The sequence below is a fragment of the Nocardia sp. NPDC004278 genome (genome assembly GCF_053602975.1).
The window spans coordinates 1-20,656 of record NZ_JBSGEQ010000034.1; the positions used below are offsets into that span (position 1 = coordinate 1).

Genomic DNA, 20,656 nt, shown 5'->3' on the forward strand with positions numbered 1-20,656 from the left:
CGGCCACACCGCCGCGCGGTTCATCGCCGATCCGTTCGGGTCGGCATCCAGTGCGGGTGGGGCGAGGCTGTATCGCACCGGGGATCTGGGACGTCCACGGCGCGAACAGTCGACGCCGCCAGCCCCGGCGCCGCGGTTCGGCCGCCAACGCGGCGAAACCGCGCATGCGCACGGTACGGGAAACCTCGGCGGGTGGACTTGTCGTCGACGGGTTGGACGGGCCCAGCGAGAATCGCAGTGCGGCGCTGATCGGGCGCACCGATCGGCGTGGCAGACTGCTGTGGTCGCTGCCCAAGGGACACATCGAAGAGGGGGAGACGCCCGAGCAGACCGCGATCCGCGAGGTCGCCGAGGAGACCGGAATCAACGGAATCGTGGTCGCCGAACTCGGCAGCATCGATTACTGGTTCGTCACCGAGGGTCGCCGGGTACACAAGACCGTGCATCATTATCTGCTGCGCTCCATCGGTGGTGAACTCTCCGACGCCGATGTCGAGGTCACACAGGTCGCATGGGTTCCATTGAGCGAACTGGATTCTCGGCTGGCCTACGCCGATGAGCGGCGCCTCGCCGAAGTGGCGAACCGGATGATCGACCGGATGGAGACCGGCAAGCGATGACCCAGACTTTTCGGCATCGCGCAGCGATTCCGTTGGGGGTGGTGGCCGGGCGACGGGTGGGCCTGTTCCGGATCATCGTGGCGGTCCTGACCATTCTCGGCTCGGCGACGGCGCTACCGGTGCTGATCGCCCAGCACGCCACCGCTCAGCCGACGACGCCGAATAGTTCGTCGTCACCGAAATTCCTGAAGCTGACCCTGGATTCGGTGAATCCGTCCGCGGTGACCACGACCAGCGACCCCACCCTCACGGTCGCGGGCACCGTGACCAATATCGGCGATCGGGTGGTCGAGGACATCAGCGTCCGCATCCAACGCGCCGCCGCGGTCGCGACACCGAGCGCGCTGCGCTCGACACTGCGGCTCGACCAGGTCAACTACGACGTGACCGGCCCGTTCGAGGACATTGCCGAACGTTTGAGTCCCGGGCAGCGCAAACAGTTCACGATCAGCATCGCACTGCGCTCCGCCAGCTCCGCCGCCCTCGACATCACCAAGCCCGGCGTCTATCCGCTGCTGCTGAACGTCAACGGGGAACCGGCGTACGGCACACAGGCCCGCCTCGACGACGCCCGGTTCCTGCTCCCGGTACTCGGCGTCCCGCCAGCGGCCGACGCCTCCGCTGCCACGGCCCAGCCGGCGCCCGATGCGCCGGTCGCGACGACGCTGCTGTGGCCGCTTGCCGATCGTCCGCGACTGGTGGCGGGCGTCCCCGGCTCGGTCAATGGGAAGGCCGAGCTAACCGATGACGAATTGGCCGCATCCCTGGGCAAGGGCGGGCGCCTCGACCAGTTGCTCGGCGCATTGGAATCGGTACTCGGCACCAATCCGGCCACCCGCGATCGGACGCTGACCTCGGCGGTCTGCGTCGCGGTCGATCCCGATCTGCTGATCACCGCACAGGCCATGACCAAGGGCTATCGCGTGCTGGCCAGCCCGTCCGATCCGGACGGCGCGACCAGGGCGGGCTCCGGTGCCGATCAGGCCCAGACCTGGCTGGACCGGCTGCGCGCTGTTGCGGCCTCGGTCTGCACGGTCGCACTGCCGTTCGCGCAGGTCGATGTGACGGCACTGGCCGCGGTCAACGATCCCGACCTGTCCGCCCGCGCGCTGGACGCACCCGCCGATATCGTCGACTCGATCCTGGCCACCAAATCGGTGCGCGGGGTGAGCGTGCCCGATTCCGGCTCGATCGATGGCAGCGCGGGAATGTTGTTGCGCAGCCACGGTTTCGGAACCGCGGTACTGGCCGACACCGCCGCCGTCCCGCTCGGCACGGCCGGTACCACCGCGGCGTCGCAACAGCCGGCGACCACCGGACGTATCAACGGCAATCAGAGCACCGCCAACCAGACCTACACCACAAGTCCGGCGCTGCCGGAGACGAACACGCCCGATGTGGTGCGCCTCGCCGAAATCGCCCCGGTGCCGGTCCCGCCGAACGGTACGGCGGAGGCGCCACCGGAGCCGCAGCCGAGCGCGACGCCCAGCACATCCGCTACCGGCACATCCGCGCCCAGCGCAACCACTTCGAGCACGCCGCCCGCCGGTGCCGCGGCCCTTCCGGCGACCCCGCCCGCCGATCCGGCCTTGCACGCGGCGACCTTCGACATCTGGTCCGCGACCGCCCTCGCCGCGGTCGGCTCCAACCCGCCGACACCGTCGTTCACCCCGTCCCGGGTGCGCTATGACGTCACCAACGACTCTCGGATGGCCCGGCTGCAGGACGCATTGGGCGCCATCACCTGGACCGCGCTGAACCCGGAGCCGAACCGCCCGCGTTCGCTATTGCTGGTGCCACCGCAGCAGTGGGGCGCGAACCGGGAAGAGGCCACTGCCATCCTCAAACAGGTCGAGCTGCTGCTGCGCAACAATCTCGCCACCCCGCGCACGCTCGCCGAGTTGGTCGCCGAGCCGCCCGACGCGCAGCCGCACGAACCCGACTATCTGCCGCAGGCCGCCCACGACGCCGTCCCGGATCGCTTGGTACCCGCGGTCCGCGACCAGGGTCGCCGGATCACCGAACTCATGCGCGCACTCGTCGAGGTGCCCGAGAACGAGCCGACGCCGCGCCAATTCCTGACCCCGCTGCGCGACGACCTACTGCGCGTACTGACGCTCTCGGACCGCCGCACCGGCGATTCGGCGCAGCCGGACACCTATGCCCAGCGCCGCCTCGACCAGACGACGCGCACGATGGACCGGCTCTATGGTTCGGTCACGGTGTTGCCGCCCGGCGGGGTGTACACGCTGGCCTCCGAACAGAGCCCATTGCTATTGGTCGCGCGCAACGAGCTGCCGGTTGCGATTCGGATCAGGTTCCGGATCGAGGCGCCGACGGAGACGAAGATCACCGATCCCGGCGAGGAAACACTGCCGCCCACCGGGAGCCGGTCGTTCCAGATTCCGACCGAGGTCAGCGATAGCCGTAACCTGGTCATTCCGATCTCCCTTACCACGCCCGACGGTGTCGCACTCGGCAATCCCACCTCGGTCTCGGTGCGTTCGAACGCCTACGGTCAGACCTTGGCGATAATTACGGCGTGTGCCGGAATACTGCTGTTCCTGTTGGCCGGGCGCCGGTTGTGGCGCCGGTTCCGCGGACAGCCGGATCCGGCCGACGAAGGATTCGATCCCGGCACCCGGCGCCGGGTGAACAGGTATCGGCGAGCGCGCCAGCGCGTACTACGGCAGCAGGAGCAGCAGGAGGCGAGATGAGGACGACGACACCTCGCTTGTGCTCGGCTGTCGTCGCTGAGTCCGTTCGACCGACCCGCAATCAGTCGGCCGCCCCTGATCGGTACCGACCCCGCACCTGTCATGGCATCGTGGAGGACAATCGCGTAACACCCTGGACGCCATCGGCCAGGTGGTGGGGGGACAGCATGGCGCAGGAGGCACGATGAGCGACGATGATCTATCCGCTCATCGGCAACGACCTGTTGATCGGCCCGACGGACCCCAGGCCCGCCGGGCGCCCGCGGCACCCTGGGAGCGGCGCCTGGCGCAGTCACCGGAAGAACCGGAGGACGCGGATATGACTCCCGATGACCACTACGGCGATGCACCGCGCGTCCCCCAGGTGAGCCGCCCCGGCCAACCGCCGCGTCCGGTGCCACCGGCCCGCCCGGGACCGCGCGTCGTCCAGCCGCCCACCGGACCGATGGCGCCGCCGTCGGGCGCACTGCCCCGCCAACCCGCGCCGCCGCCCACCGGACCGATGGCGCCGCCGTCGGGCGCACTGCCCCGCCAACCGGCGCCGCCGCAGCGGCCGCGGCCCCAGCAGCACCCGGACGCCCAGCAATATCCCGACCCCCGGCCACATCCGGGCCAGCAATCGCATCCGGGCCAGCGCCAATACCCGGCCGGACCACCACCCGGCCCGGCTCGGCCGCGCCCGATGCCGCCCGGCCAGCCGGTCCCCGGACCGCAGGGGCAGCCGCCGCGGGTGCCACCCCAGCGTTTCGCGCCGCCGCCGAACTATCAGGCGCCGCGGCCGAGCTATCAGACACCGCCGCCGCAGCCCGCAGTGACGCGGCAGCCACCGATCGAACGACCGCATGTCGATCGGCAGCCACCGGTGGAACAACAGCGCCCGCCCCGGGAGCCGGGCAGCCGCCCGCGCACCCAGGAATGGCCCGCCGAACCCGCCGCGCAGCAGGTCGCCACCGAAACCAAGCAGAGCGCTAGTTCGCGACTGCTGCGCGACTCCGGTTCGATCGCGATCGCGACCCTGATCAGCCGGGTCACCGGATTCGGCAAACAGCTGCTGCTGCTGACCGCGCTCGGCCCGGCCATCGCCAGTGCCTACACCTCGGCCAACCTGATCCCGAATATGATCACCGAGCTCGTGCTCGGTGCGGTGCTCACCGCGATGGTGGTGCCGACGCTGGTACGCGCCGAACAAGAGGACGACGATGGCGGCGCCGCCTTCGTCCGCAGGCTGGTGACCGCCGCCTTCGCGGTACTCGCCGCCGCCACGCTGTTCGCCGCCGCGGCAACGCCGGTGCTGGCGACCCGGGTATTCGTCTCTTCCGATGGCAAGGTCAATACCGAGCTGACGACGGCGCTGACCTATCTGCTGGTACCCGCCATCCTCTTCTATGGCATGTCGGCGCTGTTCACGGCGATCCTGAATACCCGGCAGAACTTCAAACCGGGCGCCTGGGCACCCGTGCTCAATAACGTCGTCGTGCTGGTCGTACTGGCCCTCTACGCCCTGACACCGGGTGAGATCACCCTGGATCCGGTCCGGATGAGTGATCCGAAACTGCTGGTCCTCGGTGGCGGCATCACCCTCGGCGTCGCCACCCAGGCGCTGAGCCTGCTGCCCGCGATCCGGCGCAACAATATCGATCTGCGCCCGCTGTGGGGCATCGACGCGCGACTCAGGCAGTTCGGCAAGATGGGCTCGGCCATCATCGTGTACGTGGTGATCAGCCAGGTGGGTCTGATCGTCTCGAACCACATCGCCTCGGCGGCCGATGCGGCCGGACCGGCGATCTATACCAACGCCTGGGCGCTGCTCCAATTGCCGTACGGCGTACTCGGTGTCACGCTGCTGACCGCGATCATGCCGCGGCTGAGCCGCAATGCGGCCGCCGACGACACCCCGGCCGTGGTGGACGATCTGTCCGTCGCGACCCGGTTGACGATGATCGCCCTGGTTCCGGTGGTCACCTTCCTGACACTCGCCGGACCACAGGTCGGCGAGGCGCTGTTCGGCTACGCCCGCTTCTCCGGTGACGCCGAACGTCTCGGTGAGGCGGTGAGCTGGTCGGCCTTCGCGCTCATTCCGTACTCGCTGGTGCTGATCCACCTGCGCGTCTTCTACGCCAGGGAGCAGGCCTGGACCCCGACCTGGATCATCCTCGGCATCACCACGATCAAGATCCTGTTCTCGGTGCTGGCACCGTTCCTCGCGAGCAGCAGCGACCAGGTCGTGATCATCCTCGGTGTCGCGACCGGTCTCGGCTTCCTGGCCGGTGCCATCATCGGCGGCTATCTGCTGCACCAGAGTCTCGGCGATCTGCGCATGGTCAATGTCGGACGCACGGTGACCCGCGTCCTGCTCGCCTCGGTCGCGGGCGGCGCGGTCATGCTCATCGTGGACAAGGTGCTCGGGCTGGACCGGCTCTCCGGCGGACCGGGTTCGCTGATCCGGGTGACGATATCGGCGATCGTCATGTTCGCGGTCGCGTTCGGGCTGATGCGACTCGCTGGTATTCCAGAGATCGTCGCGATCACCGTGGCCATCTCGCGGCGCCTCGGGTTCACCCCACCCGCACCGGATCTCGACCTCGAGGGTCCGGTCGAGGACGAATACGCGACGCAGGTGTTCCGGCGGCCTGAGCCGTATGTGACATACCCGGGCTTCGACCCGTACATGGATGCCCAGACCATGGTGCTGCCCGTGATCAGAGCTCACACCGTTGACAGCACCGGTATGGGTGAGTTCCCGTACCCTGTTCGGCAGAGAAGCACAAGTGACGAGTTCGCCGGAACTTCGACATCTCAGGGCGAAGGAGGAACGAGGGTGAGCGACGACGCGGCGCTGGGCGGCGTCCCAGCCGCCGAATCCGCTGCGACCAAGGCAGGCGGGCTCTCCACAGATGTTCCGTCCACCGGGGAGGCCTCCGATCCCGAATACGCGAACCAGGCGGCCGAGGGTCCGCTGGGGCACGATTCGGGGTCCGGATCCGGTGAGCAACCGCGGGAGGCGCCGCAGCGCGATCCGATGTACGACACCGGAATGATCCCGATCCCGCCGCAGCTGCCGCCGATGGGCGGCGATCCGGCCGGTCGACGTACACCGCGCGGCCCCAAGCTGATTCCGGGCGCATCGGTCGCGGGCGGCCGCTACCGGCTGCTGGCCAGTCACGGCGGTTCTCGTGGGCTCAAATTCTGGCAGGCGCTCGATATCAAGCTCGACCGCGAGGTCGCGCTCACCTTCGTCGACGCCGATCAGAAGGCCACCGACAACTCCGGCCACGACGGTCCGCAGGCCATCCTGTCGCGCACGCTGCGCCTGGGCCGGATCAACTCGCCGGGTCTGGCCCGCGTACTGGATGTGGTGCGCGGCAGCTCCGGCGGCATCGTGGTGGCCGAGTGGACGCCGGGCCGGTCACTGCGCGAAATGGCAGAGACGGTGCCGTCGCCGATCGGTGCCGCCAGAGCCATCCGGGCACTGGCCTCGGCCGCCGAGCTGGCGCACCGCGGCGGTGGTTCGCTGTCCATCGACCATCCGGATCGGGTCCGGATCAGCGCGACCGGTGATGCGGTGCTCGCATTCCCCGGCACCCTGTCCGATTCCGACGCGCAGTCCGATGTGCGCGGCCTCGGCGCCATGCTCTACGCGCTGATGACCGCGCGCTGGCCGATCCGCGCTGGCGGTATGACCGGTACCGCCGCGACGGTCGGCGGCTTGCGGCTGGCCGATTTCGGCTCGGACGGAACTCCCGTCGAGCCGCGGCAGATCAGACCCGAGGTGCCGTTCGAGATTTCGGCGGTCGCGGTGCGCTCGCTGGAATCGAATAAGGGTGTGCGCACCGCGGCGACCGTGCAGCACGTGCTCGAACAGGCGTCGGTGGTCGATCAGAAGACCGACTTCATCCCGGTGCTGCGTCTCGGTCAGCGTCCGCAGAGCGGCGTCGAGGAATCGCTCGCCGATCCGGAATTGCTTGCGGCGGAACGGGAACGCTCGCAGCGGATGATGTGGATCATGGTCGGGCTCGGCATCCTGGCCGCGCTGGTCGTCGGCATCATCATCTGGTGGATGGTGAGTGTCTTTGCACCGGGTGCCTCGGACGCGCCGCTGAACGAGCAGCGCAATATCGGTCTCACCACGAACAGCTCACCCGGACCCGCACCGACGACCGGCGGCACCGCGGGTACGCCCACGGGCGGGGTGCCGGTTCCGGTGACCGGTGTGACGGTCTTCTCCCCGGAGGGCACGCCGGACAATGTCGGCGGTACGGGGGCGGTGCTCGATCACGATTCGGGCACCGTCTGGCGCACCGATCAGTACTTCCAGCAGTTCCCGGCGCTCAAGAAGGGCGTCGGGCTGCTGGCCACACTGCCGAGTCCGGCCAAGCTGACCAATGTCTCGATCGATTCGCCGAGTGTGGGCACCTCGGTCGAGATCCGCACCTCGCCGACGGCATCGCCGACCCTGGACCAGACCCAGTTGATCGGCTCGGCACGACTAGAGAACGGCATCACCGAGATCCCGGTCCACGCCGATCAGGCGGCGCGCTACGTGCTCGTGTGGATCACCGGACTTGGCAACTCCGGTGGCCAGTTCCAGACCTCGATCGCCGAAATCCGCTTCGACGCCGCAGCTTGACCGCTCTCCGCATATTCAGACTGGACAGTAAGATCCGCTAGACCCGCGTTCAGGTCCTCCGTCGAGTGCCGTTGTGCTTTGGGCGTACCCGACGAGTTACCTACGTTCTCGCGAAACCAGTTGTCGCGCTCCCGCATTCGCCCGCCGGTGTCGATCCCCCGGGCATATCGCACCGACTCGGCGTGCACCCCCCAACCCGACTGCTCTGGTTGCTGCCATTTCGTTACTGAGGATATGATCATCCCGCGCTCTCAGCAGGGGAGCTTCCCGGGTTCTGGTTGTTCGATCCTGGATGCTGCGAAATCTCGATGATGGTCGATCGCGTCCGTCGTCGCAGCGAGAGCTGTCCAAGGGGTTGGTTTTGCCGTCCGAACTGAACGACGATTCCCACGGGGGGAAGGCGCGGCCTGTGGTGTTTCGTGAACGTTCGTTCGTCCCGGAAGAGCTCACCGACGCCGAACTGCTGCAAGCCCATGTGCGTGGCCAGCGGCATGCCTTCGCCGAACTCCTGCGCCGCCATAACGACCACCTCTGGCAGACCGCGCTGCGCACCTCCTACACACGCGAGGACGCCGCCGATTCGCTGCAGGACGCCCTGCTGTCCGCGCACCGCACCGCCGCCTCCTTTCGCGCCGAGGCCGAGGTGCGCAGTTGGCTGCACGCCATCGTGGTGAACGCCTGCCTGGACCGGATCCGGCGCAATAAGATCCGCCGAGCGGTATCGCTGTCGGCGGAGACCATGCCGGAACCGAAGGACACCAGGGACGATATCGCCGAGCTGGAGATGTCGCTGGTCATCGACCGCGCCCTGTTCACGCTGCCCGAGGATCAGCGAGCCGCGCTCGTCGCGGTCGAACTGGAGGGGCGTAGTGTCGCCGAGACGGCGACGCTGCTGGGGGTCCCCGAGGGCACGATCAAGAGCCGATGCGCGCGCGGTCGGCAGCGGCTGCAAGAACGCTTGGAATTTCTGCGTGATCCGGGGAACCGGAAGTAGCTGAGCTGCGTCATTAATAGTGACGGACAACCAGACGATGTACATGCTGTGCCCGCGCTGTGCGGGCTCCCACAATATCGACTCGAGGACCATGGAGGTGCGATGGCGACGCGATCCGTTCCGCAGCCTCCGTTCTCGCCGGAACTGCTCGCCGACCTACACGCCGACAATGTCGCGCCGGAACTCAGCGAACAGCTCTGGGCCGCGGTCCGCAGCGATCCGGAGGCCTTGCGCTTCCTGAGTTCGCTCGACGACGTCAGCGCCGAATTGCGCACCCTCGGCCGCGATGAGCGCATCGTCCACCCGATGCCCGCCGATATCGCGGCCCGGCTGGAAGAGTTCGTCGACGGCCTCGACCCGGCCGAGGAGCCCACCGAGCGGGTCGCGACCATCCACCAACTGCCCGCGGCCGCCACATGGCCCGAAACGTTAGCCACCGGGTGGCCCGAATCCTCCGACAACGCAACGGTTTCCGAGGCACCCCCGACCTTCGACTCACCCACGGAAACCTCCACCGCACCGATCCCGCTCGCGGACCGTCGCCCGCGCCGACTCCGCTGGCTCGCCGCCGCGGCCGTCATCGCGGCCGCGACCTGCGCCGCCGTGGTGGTGGCGACCATGCGCGGACCCGAGGTCACCCCCACCGCACAGCCGACCACCGGCAATGTCGAACTCGGTGACCAATTCGACGCCACCGTCGCGCTCAGCGCACTCGGCCGCAACGATGTCACCGGCGCGCTCGGCACCCCGGCGGCGCTGAATCGCTGCGTACACGCCAATGGTCTCGACCGCACCGTACTCGGCTCGACCAATACCACCTTCCAGGGCAAGGACGCCGTCCTGATCCTGCTGACCGGCCCACGCCCACACAAGATCACCGCACTGGTCGTCGGAATCGGTTGCGGCACCGATGATCCCCAGCAGTTGGCACGCACCGATATCGGTTAGCGAGTGGGCTTCGCTGCCTCCCCGAACCTTCGGCGGCATGGTGAATGCCACGACAATTGCGTTGTCGACCGGCGGTCGAAGGATGGGTTCAGCGCTGGACGTGCCCCGGGAGTTCCCATGTACATCCAAAACCAGTCGTCACGTGTCATAGCCCACTGTCCGGCCGCCGGAAGCGGGCGCAACCGCGGGAACAACACCGTTTACCCTGTTGTTGACCGACACGTCTAATGCAGTCTCCCTCGGAAGGGTCACATGAGCACCGCAGTTCGCGACTTGATCATTGTCGGCTCCGGACCCGCCGGTTACACGGCCGCCGTCTACGCCGCCCGTGCCGAACTCCAGCCCCTGCTTTTCGAGGGCACCCAGTTCGGCGGCGCGCTGATGACAACCACCGAGGTCGAGAACTTCCCCGGCTTCCGCGAGGGCATCATGGGCCCGGACCTGATGGAGGAGATGCGCGAGCAGGCCAAGCGGTTCGGCGCCGATATCCGCACCGAGGATGTGGACGCCATCGACCTGAGCGGCCCGATCAAGACGGTCACCGTCGGCGATGAGACCTACCAGGCCTACGCCGTGATCCTCGCCATGGGCTCGGCCGCCCGCTACCTGAACGTCCCCGGTGAGCAGAAGCTGCTCGGCCGCGGCGTCAGCGCCTGTGCCACCTGTGACGGCTTCTTCTTCAAGGGCCAGGACATCGTGGTGGTCGGCGGCGGCGACTCCGCGATGGAGGAGGCGACCTTCCTCACCAAGTTCGCCAGCAGTGTGACCATCGTGCACCGCCGGGAGGAATTCCGTGCCTCGCGCATCATGCTGGAGCGCGCCAAGGCCAACGAGAAGATCAAGTTCGTACTCAATGCCGAGGTTGCCGAGGTGAACGGCGATTCCAGCGTGACGAGCCTGACACTGCGCGACACGCGCACCGGCGAAACCTCCGAACTCGCCGCGACCGGCCTGTTCGTGGCCATCGGTCACGACCCACGCAGCGAGCTGGTAGAGGGCCAGGTGGAGCTGGACGACGAGGGCTACGTGCAGGTGGAGCACCCGTCGACGGCCACGAAGGTGCCCGGCGTCTTCGCCGCGGGCGATCTGGTCGACCACACCTACCGCCAGGCCATCACCGCCGCGGGCACCGGCTGCCGCGCCGCGATCGACGCCGAGCGCTGGCTGGCCGAACAGGGTGATATCACCGCGAACACCCTGGATCACGCCGGCAACCCAGTTGCCCTGCCCGCCAACTGATCTCATCACTTCTGCACTACAAGGAGATATCCATGTCCGAGAACACGGTCACCGTGACCGACGCGTCCTTCGCCGATGACGTGCTGCTCAGCGAGAAGCCTGTCCTCGTCGACTTCTGGGCGGACTGGTGCGGTCCGTGCAAGATGGTCGCCCCGGTACTGGAGGAGATCGCGGGCGCGCACGCGGACAAGCTCACCGTGGCCAAGCTGGACGTGGACGCCAATCCGGATACCGCCCGCGATTACAAGATCCTTTCGCTGCCCACTATGATGCTGTTTTCCGGTGGTAAGCCGGTCAAGCAAATCGTCGGAGCAAAGGGCAAAGCCGCCCTTTTGCGTGAACTCGACGGCATTATCTGACGTTTCATAACCCGCGGCATGAGCGACGGGCCCGGAGGCGGTAGCCTGCGTAACCACGAAGGGCCCCCGCGATTGCCGCAGATTGAACACGGACACGTCCAAACAACGCCGTCATTCAACGACGCGCCGTAGGATGCCTGGACGCCGGGAATTGCTGAATTCCGGTCCGGGTCTGAGACAATCGACCGACCTCCGGTCGTGCGAAGGTGTGTAGCCATCGCATGAGTGGGTACCCGGGTTGACGGAAGGAAAGGGCTCTCACGCATGCACCGACTTCGTCACGGCGATACCGGTCCAGCCGTCGCCGAGGTTCGGAGCACCCTGGCAAGTCTCGGGTTCCTGCATACGCACTCCGCCGCAACCGTTCACACTGATGCGCGAGAGTACTGGAAGGACATCGACGCCTCGTTCGATCGCCAGCTCGACTCGGCGGTTCGCGCCTTCCAACAGCACCGCGGACTGTTGGTCGACGGCGTCGTCGGACCGGCCACGTACCGGGCGCTCAAGGAAGCCTCCTACCGACTGGGTGCCCGCACGCTGATCTACCAGCTCTCCGCGCCGCTCTACGGCGACGATGTGGCAACCCTGCAGCGCAGGCTGCAGGACCTCGGCTTCTATGTGCACCGGGTCGACGGCTACTTCGGTCCGCACACCCATGACGCCCTCACCGCATTCCAGCGGGAGATCGGCCTGGCCGCGGACGGTATCTGCGGCCCGGACACGCTACGTTCGCTCGAACTGCTCGGCGCACGCGTCACCGGCGGCAATCCGCACCGGATCGCCGAGGAGGAGGTTGTGCACCGGGCCGGTCCGCAGCTGACCGGTAAGCGGATCGTCATCGATCCCGGTCTGGGCGGCCCGGATAAGGGTTTCGCGGTGCCGACCGAATACGGCGACGTCTACGAGTCGGAGATCCTCTGGGATCTGGCCAGTAGGCTGGAGGGCCGGATGGCCGCCACCGGCATGGAAACCTTCCTGTCGCGGCCGTGGGGCGCCAATCCGACCGACGCCGAGCGCGCCGACACCTCCAATGCCTTCGACGCCGATCTGATGATCTCGCTGCGCTGCGCGACCAATCCGAGCCAGTCCGCCAATGGTGTCGCGAGCTTCCACTTCGGTAACTCGCACGGCTCGGTGTCGATGATCGGCCAGGTGCTCGCCGGATTCATCCAGCGTGAGGTCGTCGCGCGAACCTCATTGCAGGACTGCCGAACTCACTCACGCACCTGGGATCTGCTGCGGCTGACCAAGATGCCGACCGTACAGGTCGATATCGGTTATCTGACAAATGAATACGACGCTTCGGTGCTAACCAATCCCCGAATGCGCGATGTGATCGCCGAAGCCATCCTCATCTCGGTGAAGCGGCTCTATCTGCTCGGGCAGGACGATCAGCCAACGGGCACATACACCTTCGCCGAACTACTGGCCGAGGAGCTCGCCGCGGCCGACCGCATGTAGTGAATTAGATTCTGATCCAATCCATTACGGTCTACTGATCAATAGCTCACATACGAGTGCGCCCCTGCCGACAATCCGTCAGCAGGGGCGCACTGTTGTATCCGGGAAGCCTCAGGTCGCTCCGACGCGGAAAGGAACCGTCAGCGAGGCGGCCGCGAGCAGCTGGTCCAGCGCCCGCTCCACATCTTCCTTCCAGCCGTGATCGGAGTTGAGCTCCAAGCGCAGTCGCGGGAAGCGATGGTGCGGCGCCACCACTTCGAAGCCGACGTCCTCCAGGAAGTCGGCCTCGATCATGCAGGTCTCCGGCGAACATTCGGTCGCCGAACTGGCCGAGGCCGCATCCCGGACCGGGGAACCGATCCGTTCCATCAATCGCATCGACCCGAGCGAACGATCCGACATCGCCGTCGTCGGTGGATCCTTGCGAATCCCGAAGGCCTCCAGCGCACGCACACCACGGCGCACCAGATCGGCCACCACGGCCGTTATGAGCCGATTGGCTATGTCGGCATCCTGGTAGGGGAATTCGGCCCGCAGCGTGGTCAGCAGGACCGCGTCCGGGCTTACCGGGGAGGTGGGGAAGAGGGCGGCGCGCGGTACGGCGCTCGGTGGCGAATACAGCGCACACCCCGCGACATTGCCGTCGATGTTCGCGACCTGACCGCACGAACCCCATTCCAGCATGACGGTGGAGAGCCAGGCCTCCTTCTCGAAGACCGGATCACTGAATTCACGGGACGTCGCCGCGAGGGCTGGATCAATCTCCCAGAACACGCAACGACGCGCATGCGCGGGCAGCTTGTCGAGTCCGCCGAGGGTTAGTGCTGTGACGCTGGTCGACACCGCTCTGCTCAGCCTCCAGCTGTCCGATTCATCCACACTCACGCTGTTTTCACTCGCCAGCAAGAATAAGCGATCAATGCGAACCCGCCTCACTCCACGTCGCTGTGCTATTGGTAAGGAGCCTGTCCGGAGGCTGTTTTCCTGCGCCGTCACAGTGACGTTTCGACGTCGATCTCGTGCCTACCGGAAACATAGGGCTATTTTTGCCACTTCTGTCACGTGCCGAGCTACGGCTGCTGCATCATGCCGACGATGCGCTCGAGGTCTTCGACCGAACCGAATTCGACGACGATCTTGCCCTTCCGCTTGCCGAGGCTCACGGTGACGCGAGTGTCGAACGACTCCGACAACCGCTCGGCCACATCCTGCAGCCCCGGCATATGAATCGGCTTACGCCGGGCCGCCGGGGGAGCGGCCTTATCCGGATCCCGGTTCGCCAGGGTGACGGCTTCCTCGGTGGCCCGGACCGATAATCCCTCGGCGACGATGCGGGCGGCGAGCACCTCTTGGGCGTCGGCGCCTGCCTCGAGGCCGAGCAGTGCGCGGGCGTGTCCGGCGGAGAGAACACCGGCCGCCACCCGGCGCTGCACCGGGATCGGCAGTTTCAACAGACGAATCATATTCGTCACGACCGGTCGAGATCGACCGATTCGCGTGGCCAATTCCTCATGGGTGACATCGAATTCCTCGAGCAGCTGCTGATAGGCGGCCGCCTCTTCGAGTGGATTCAGTTGCACCCGATGGATGTTCTCCAGGAGGGCATCACGCAGCATCGCATCGTCGGCGGTCTCGCGGACAATGGCCGGAATGGCCGCGAGCCCGACCTCCTGGCAGGCGCGCCAACGCCGCTCGCCCATGACGATCTGATACTTGTCCACCCCCGGCTCCAGCCGACGCACCACGATGGGCTGCATCAGACCGAATTCCTTGATGGAGTGCACCAGTTCGGCGAGCGCCTCCTCCTCGAAGTGTTGGCGCGGCTGCTTCGGATTCGGTTCGATCTGCTCCGGTGGAATCTCACGATAGGTCGCGCCGCCATCCGACAGCTGCTCATCGCTGGGGTCGGGAACACGGTGCAGGAATGCCGATGCCGGTTGCGGCCCGATCGGATCCACTCCGATGACGACATTGGCCGCGGCACTGCCGAGCCCGGGTGTGGCACCGAGACCCGGTGTGGCCGCGGGCCCCGTCGGAATCAATGCGGCAAGCCCGCGGCCCAAGCCGCCCTTCTTCGCCTGAGTCATCGGTTACCGACCCTTTCGTTGTTCGCCACCACACTCGACCCGATCAATCATGTGATCCCGCTGGATCACTGCGCCCGCTCTGCCGCACCGGGCCGAACCACCGACCGCGCGGCCATCTCACGACCGGCGTCCAGATAGCTCATCGCGCCCCGGGAGCCTGGATCATAATCGAGCACCGTCATTCCGTAGCCCGGCGCCTCGGATACCTTCACACTGCGCGGGATCACCGACTTCAGCACCACATCACCGAAGTGCCCGCGCACCTCCTCCGCGACCTGATCGGCCAACTTGGTCCGGCCGTCGTACATCGTGAGAATCACTGTGGACACATGGAGTTCGGGATTCAGATGCGCCTGCACCAGACCGATATTGCGGAGCAACTGCCCGACACCCTCCAGCGCGTAGTACTCGCACTGGATCGGGATCAGCACCTCCTTCGCCGCCACCATCGCGTTGACGGTGAGCAGACCCAATGACGGCGGGCAGTCGATCATCACGTAGTCGATGTCGTACCCGGCAATATTGGCCTCCTGAATGGCGGCCTTGAGCCGCCCCTCCCTGGCCACCATGGATACCAATTCGATCTCCGCACCAGCCAAGTCGATGGTGGCCGGAATGCACAGCAGGCGCTCGCTGTGCGGACTCTGCTGGATGGCATCCCGCACCGACACCTCGCCGATGAGGAGTTCATAACTCGACGGAACGCCCGAGTGGTGCTCGATACCGAGCGCGGTGCTGGCATTGCCCTGGGGGTCCAGATCGATCACGAGAACCGTCATCCCGGTATGCGCCAGCGCGGCCGCAAGATTGACCGCTGTCGTCGTCTTACCGACGCCGCCCTTCTGGTTCGCGATGGTGATGATCCGTTGCTCGTGCGGTTTCGGCACTGTCACCTTTCCTGGATGCAGTATTTGGCTGGCACGTTGGGCTTCGGCTGCTATCGGGGTCTCGCTAGGGGAGATGTGCCCGAACGGTGTGCTTCCGAATGCCTCCGCATCGAAGGTGCTGGAGTCCAGCATCCCCGGCACGCGCGACGTAGTTTCCCGTGAAACATTCGCCGGACCGCTCGACATAGACAGCTCCTAACGCGAGAACCTCAGATCACGTGCACCCGACCGAATTTGGCGCCGTGTCATCAATAGCTGTGTCGGATCGAACATGATGCTCAATCGGGACCGCGGCGCCCGATCGACCGAGCGGAGCTCTCGCCGCTGTGACGCCCACATCCCTCCGTGGCACCAACGCTCACGCCCGACGCTCACTAGCTTGCCAGCACTGAGCGCGATTAGAAAGCTGAATCGCGGCATCACGCAAAGGACACGCAAATCTGTGTTGAATCTCGCTGTCGCACACAAGGTTGGCGCGCCCGAATCGTTGTTTCACATGAAACATGAAGTCCCGGATCGACGCCCGGATCCTGTTTCACATGAAACATGGGCATTTCTCCGCGCCGAGCCGGTCCACTCCCAAGCGTCGGAAGCGTCGGCGCGCACGGCGCTCTCACGCCCGATCAGGCTGGCGCAATCCGGGTCATCGATTTCCCCACACAATGGCACCAGGTTCGAAACGTCACGTGAAGCTTGGCGTTTGGCGTCATCTCGATCCGGACCACCCGGCCGCGTTGTTTCACATGAAACACTGCGGCCGACTCGAATCGGATGGCGCTACTTCGACTTCCGCGCCGACTTGCCCGCACGCCGCGAGGGACGCCCGCCCCGGGGCAGCCGCTCGGCGCTGATCACCAGAGTGGGAGTGGAGACGAGTCCGACTCCGCATTCGAGAACCTTCGCATTCCCCGCGCCCGCCTTCGCCAAGGCCTCCCCATCACGCTCGAGTTCCTCGGCCGCGCTGACTCCCTTCAGTGCGAGCATCCGTCCATGGTCGCGCAGGAGCGGCAGGGACCACAGTGCCAGCTTTGCCAGCGGGGCGACGGCACGGGAGGTCACCACATCCGCGCCGCCCGCTTCCTTCATCACGCCCGATTGTTCGGCCCGCCCGCGCACGACGGTGATATCGAGACCGGCCGATTCGATGAACTCACTCAGGAAGATGGTGCGGCGCAGCAGCGGCTCGACCAAGGTGATTCGAAGATCCGGACGAGCGATCGCCAAGGGGATACCGGGCAGCCCGGCACCGCTGCCGATATCCACCACCGTCGCGCCCTCGGCCATCAACTCACCAACCACCGCGCAGTTGAGGATGTGCCGATCCCAGAGCCGGGGCACCTCGCGCGGGCCGATGAGCCCGCGCTCAACTCCGGCCGAGGCGAGGGCAGCGCAGTACCGGCGCGCGAGATCCAGCCGGTCGCCGAATACCACCGCGGCCGCAGCCGGAGGCTCCAGTTCATCCGGCAACGCGGTGATTCCACCGAGATCTCGTTCCACGTGAAACATCCTTCCGAACTCGAGTCGTTCAGTGCGGCGGTGGGGCGGGGGAGGGGCGAGCATCCGAGACATGAAGAAGGCCTCTGGTCCGAAGACCAGAGGCCCTATCCAATCACAATGCGGGAGTCAGGAAGGCACCACGACAACGTGGCGGTTCGGCTCCACGCCTTCGCTCTCGCTGCTGACGCCATCGACCGCGGCGACGGCGTCGTGCACGATCTTGCGCTCGAAGGGAGTCATCGGCGCCAGCGGCTCCGGCTTACCCGATTCGAGGACCCGCTGCGCGGCGGCCGTGCCGAGCGCGCTCAGCTCCGAGCGACGCTTGGCCCGCCAGCCCGCCACATCCAGCATCAGCCGACTGCGCACCCCGGTGGCCTGCTGTACGGCCAGGCGAGTCAGCTCCTGCAGCGCGTCGAGCACTTCACCGTTGCGGCCGACCAGCTTCGACAGATCCCGGCCGCCATCGATGCTCACGATGGCGCGATCGCCCTCGACATCGAGATCGATATCGCCGTCGAAGTCGAGCACATCGAGCAACTGCTCGAGGTAGTCACCCGCGATCTCACCCTCTTCGATAAGAGCTTCCTCGGCATCGTTCGCGGCGTCGGCGGATTCGGTTCCTGCATCGGCATCGCGACCGGCCGCCTCGCTCACCATCGTCGTCGCCACAGTGGCGTCCCCTCCGTCGGTTTCAACAGTCATTTGATTTCCTTCATCTGCTCATCGCGCGCGACCGGCGACGGGCCGATCGGAGAACGCGAACAGGGTTGCTCAGAGATCCCGTGGACGCGCGATGTGTCAGCGTCGTCGCTTCTGGTTGGGTCGCCCACGGTTGCCCGGTCGCTTCTGACCGCTAGCGCGCCGCTGTCCCGCCTTGGTCGGGGACTTCGCGGTGCCGTTCGTCGACGGCGCCCCTTCGACCGCATCAACGGCCGCATCGGAACCGGCATCGACGGATGTCGCGTCGGACGGAGACTGCTTCTTCTTGACATTGACCGGCTTTGCACCCGGCTTCGGCGCATTCTGTGCGCGCTGCTCCAGCTTTTGCTGCTTCTTGACTTCCTCTTCCTTCGCCATGCGGCCGAAGACGAGGTGCTGCTGTCCGTAGGTCCAGATGTTGTTGGAGACCCAGTAGAGCAGGATGGCGATCGGCAGGAACGGACCACCAACGAGCACACCGAGCGGGAAGACCCACAGCGCGAGCTTGTTCATCATGGCCGACTGCGGGTTGGCCGCCGCCTCCGGGCTCTGCCGTGCGACCGAGGCGCGCGCATTGAAATGCGTCGCCAGACCGGCGATCACCATCAGCGGGATGGAGACCAGCGCGATGCTCAGCTTGGTCGGCACGCCGCCGTAATCGGCGAACGCCTGCAACTGGCTCGGCGGGCTGGTGATGTAGGCCGAAATCGGTGCGCCGAAGATGCGTGCGCTCAGGAACGACTGGACGTCGGCGGCGCTGAAGACGTAGTTCGGGGTATGCGCGTTGTCGTAGGCCGACATGCTGAGCTGGCCGATGCCGGTGCCGGTGCGGTTGAACGAGCGCAGCACATGGAACAGACCGAGGAAGACCGGCACCTGCGCCAGGATCGGCAGGCAGCCCATCAATGGGTTGAAGCCGTGGTCCTTCTGCAGCTTCTGCATCTCGGTCGCCATCTTCTGGCGATCGTTCTTGTACTTCTTCTGCAGCTCCTTGATCTGGGGCTGTAGCTCCTGCATCTGCTTGGTGGTGCGCACCTGCTTGACGAACGGTTTGTAGAGCACCAGGCGCAGCGTGAACACCAGGAACACCACGGCGAGTGCCCAGGTGAGTCCGTTGTCCGCGCCGAACGCGAACCCGAAGACCCGATGCCAGAACCAGAGGATCCAGGACACCGGGTAATAAATGAAGTCGAGCACGGCTCTATGCACTCCCGTCGTTCGTGTCGCCGATCACCGCGCGCGGTGATCCTTTACAAGCGTGTGGCGCCGACTCCGGGTCGGCGGCTGCCTCGTTCCGGCCGCGCTTCTTGCGCTCCGGAACGGGGTCCCACCCACCAGGGTGCCAGGGTGCACATTTCGCCAATCGCACGACCGTCAATCCGAGGCCAACGAACAGGCCGCGGGTGCGTAACGCGGTCACCGCGTATTCGCTACAAGTCGGGGTAAAACGGCACACCGGCAGGCGCATGGGGGAGACGTACGTTCGGTACAGCTCGATCAGGAAAATCACCGTGTTCGCGGGCAGCCGAGCAACGGTGGCGCGCGCACTCATCCCGCACCGGCCACGGTAGCCGATGGACGGGCGATATCGAGCTTGCGCAGCGCACCACGCAGCTGGCGGAGCAATTCCGCCGAATCCGCGGTCGCCGCACCGGGCAGGGCACGGATCACAATATCGGCATCGGCGGGCAGCTCGGCGACCACCTTGACGCACATATGACGCAGGCGGCGGGCGACGCGGTGTCGAATCACCGCGTTGCCCACCGCCTTGCTGACGATCAATCCGAACCGCGGACCGCCCACGCGGACCAACGATCCGGCCACTGCCGCATCGCTCTGTCGTGCACTCGCGCCCATGACTCCGTCATACCCGCGCACGAGCGCGTGTACGACCAGATCTCGCCTCCCGATTCGCTGGCCGCGGCGCACCGTCCGGGAGAAGTCGGCACGATGATGCAACCGATACGGCTCAGGCAACACCCGAGCGTCCGAGAGCGAAGATCAGGCAGTGAGGGACTTGCGGCCCTTGCTGCGACGCGCGGAAACGATGGCGCGACCGGCGCGGGTACGCATCCGGAGACGGAAGCCGTGGACACGCGCCCGACGACGGTTGTTCGGCTGGAACGTCCGCTTGCCCTTGGCCACGGTCAACACTCCTCGAGTAGGTGGGCACCGTTCGGCGCCCAAAGTTTGTTCGGTGATACGTCTGTGCGCGATGAATCGCGAGTTGGTCATCATCGATGCGCGTCGGTCCTGGCGCACGAGGTCGATACGACCTGACACGGTCAGCACAGGACCGCCACCGCACCAAGGGGTGACTGTACGAGGGTACTGATCGGCAAAGTACGGGTCAAACTCGGCCCATCGGTTCCACTGCCCGCTCGCGAGCGTGAGCTGGAGTCACGCATCCTGGGTATAACCGTGAGTTCGTCCACACCCCTAGCCGTCGGCCGCTCCGCCCACTAAGGTGCGTAGCCAGAAGATTGCTGAAGAATCGCAGGTCCAGGCCATATTACGGCGG

The 20,656-nt window shown here is 66.3% G+C and carries 17 protein-coding genes; 8 read left to right on the forward strand and 9 right to left on the reverse strand.

The window, feature by feature from the left end; all coding sequences use genetic code 11:
* The first annotated feature begins 164 nt into the window (after positions 1-164).
* The 8 genes from ACWEO2_RS35325 (at position 165) to ACWEO2_RS35360 (ending at position 12,965) form a co-directional block, all read left to right on the forward strand.
* Positions 165-620, forward strand: coding sequence for an NUDIX hydrolase (locus ACWEO2_RS35325; RefSeq protein ID WP_452409390.1), 456 nt, complete (start codon positions 165-167; stop codon positions 618-620).
* The gene (locus tag ACWEO2_RS35330) at positions 617-3,337 is read left to right on the forward strand and encodes a DUF6049 family protein (protein ID WP_452409335.1); all 2,721 of its coding nucleotides are present in this window, start codon (positions 617-619) and stop codon (positions 3,335-3,337) included. The genes ACWEO2_RS35325 and ACWEO2_RS35330 overlap by 4 nt, the downstream gene beginning before the upstream one ends.
* Positions 3,338-3,521: 184 nt before the next feature.
* Positions 3,522-7,964: a lipid II flippase MurJ gene (locus ACWEO2_RS35335; protein WP_452409336.1), complete on the forward strand. Its 4,443-nt coding sequence runs from the start codon at positions 3,522-3,524 to the stop codon at positions 7,962-7,964.
* A gap of 409 nt (positions 7,965-8,373) precedes the next feature.
* Positions 8,374-8,958, forward strand: a complete 585-nt coding sequence (gene sigM, locus ACWEO2_RS35340) for an RNA polymerase sigma factor SigM (RefSeq protein ID WP_452409337.1) — start codon at positions 8,374-8,376, stop codon at positions 8,956-8,958.
* Positions 8,959-9,060: 102 nt separating this feature from the next.
* A complete protein-coding gene (locus tag ACWEO2_RS35345; protein WP_452409338.1) occupies positions 9,061-9,906 on the forward strand; it encodes a hypothetical protein in 846 nt (281 codons plus the stop codon).
* A gap of 252 nt (positions 9,907-10,158) precedes the next feature.
* Positions 10,159-11,145, forward strand: coding sequence for a thioredoxin-disulfide reductase (gene trxB / locus ACWEO2_RS35350; protein ID WP_452409339.1), 987 nt, complete (start codon positions 10,159-10,161; stop codon positions 11,143-11,145).
* Positions 11,146-11,177: 32 nt separating this feature from the next.
* Positions 11,178-11,504 carry a thioredoxin gene (gene trxA, locus ACWEO2_RS35355; protein ID WP_354960257.1) on the forward strand — a complete coding sequence of 109 codons (327 nt, stop codon included), beginning with the start codon at positions 11,178-11,180 and terminating at the stop codon, positions 11,502-11,504.
* A gap of 264 nt (positions 11,505-11,768) precedes the next feature.
* Complete coding sequence (locus ACWEO2_RS35360; protein ID WP_354960258.1) at positions 11,769-12,965, forward strand: N-acetylmuramoyl-L-alanine amidase; 1,197 nt, start codon at positions 11,769-11,771, stop codon at positions 12,963-12,965.
* A 111-nt stretch (positions 12,966-13,076) separates the two neighbouring features.
* On the opposite strand, the gene ACWEO2_RS35365 is transcribed toward ACWEO2_RS35360, so the two are convergent.
* The 9 genes from ACWEO2_RS35365 to rpmH all read right to left on the reverse strand — a co-directional run bounded on the left by ACWEO2_RS35365 (position 13,077) and on the right by rpmH (position 20,280).
* Complete coding sequence (locus ACWEO2_RS35365) at positions 13,077-13,808, reverse strand: GNAT family N-acetyltransferase (protein WP_452409391.1); 732 nt, start codon at positions 13,806-13,808, stop codon at positions 13,077-13,079.
* A 227-nt stretch (positions 13,809-14,035) separates the two neighbouring features.
* Positions 14,036-15,052 carry a ParB/RepB/Spo0J family partition protein gene (locus ACWEO2_RS35370; protein ID WP_452409340.1) on the reverse strand — a complete coding sequence of 339 codons (1,017 nt, stop codon included), beginning with the start codon at positions 15,050-15,052 and terminating at the stop codon, positions 14,036-14,038.
* Between the two features lie 65 nt (positions 15,053-15,117).
* Positions 15,118-16,071 (reverse strand): ParA family protein, encoded by a 954-nt coding sequence (locus tag ACWEO2_RS35375; protein WP_452409392.1) that lies wholly within the window; start codon positions 16,069-16,071, stop codon positions 15,118-15,120.
* A 645-nt stretch (positions 16,072-16,716) separates the two neighbouring features.
* Positions 16,717-17,445 carry a 16S rRNA (guanine(527)-N(7))-methyltransferase RsmG gene (rsmG, locus tag ACWEO2_RS35380; RefSeq protein WP_452409341.1) on the reverse strand — a complete coding sequence of 243 codons (729 nt, stop codon included), beginning with the start codon at positions 17,443-17,445 and terminating at the stop codon, positions 16,717-16,719.
* A gap of 117 nt (positions 17,446-17,562) precedes the next feature.
* Positions 17,563-18,093, reverse strand: a complete 531-nt coding sequence (locus ACWEO2_RS35385; RefSeq protein WP_452409393.1) for a Jag family protein — start codon at positions 18,091-18,093, stop codon at positions 17,563-17,565.
* 141 nt (positions 18,094-18,234) lie between these two features.
* Positions 18,235-19,332 (reverse strand): membrane protein insertase YidC, encoded by a 1,098-nt coding sequence (yidC, locus tag ACWEO2_RS35390; protein WP_354960263.1) that lies wholly within the window; start codon positions 19,330-19,332, stop codon positions 18,235-18,237.
* 4 nt (positions 19,333-19,336) lie between these two features.
* Complete coding sequence (gene yidD, locus ACWEO2_RS35395) at positions 19,337-19,687, reverse strand: membrane protein insertion efficiency factor YidD (protein WP_354960264.1); 351 nt, start codon at positions 19,685-19,687, stop codon at positions 19,337-19,339.
* Positions 19,684-20,115, reverse strand: a complete 432-nt coding sequence (gene rnpA, locus ACWEO2_RS35400) for a ribonuclease P protein component (RefSeq protein WP_452409342.1) — start codon at positions 20,113-20,115, stop codon at positions 19,684-19,686. Before rnpA ends, yidD begins: the two co-directional genes overlap by 4 nt.
* Positions 20,116-20,136: 21 nt before the next feature.
* Entirely contained in the window at positions 20,137-20,280 is a 144-nt protein-coding gene (gene rpmH, locus ACWEO2_RS35405; protein ID WP_084483849.1) for a 50S ribosomal protein L34, read from the reverse strand.
* Positions 20,281-20,656 lie beyond the last annotated feature (376 nt).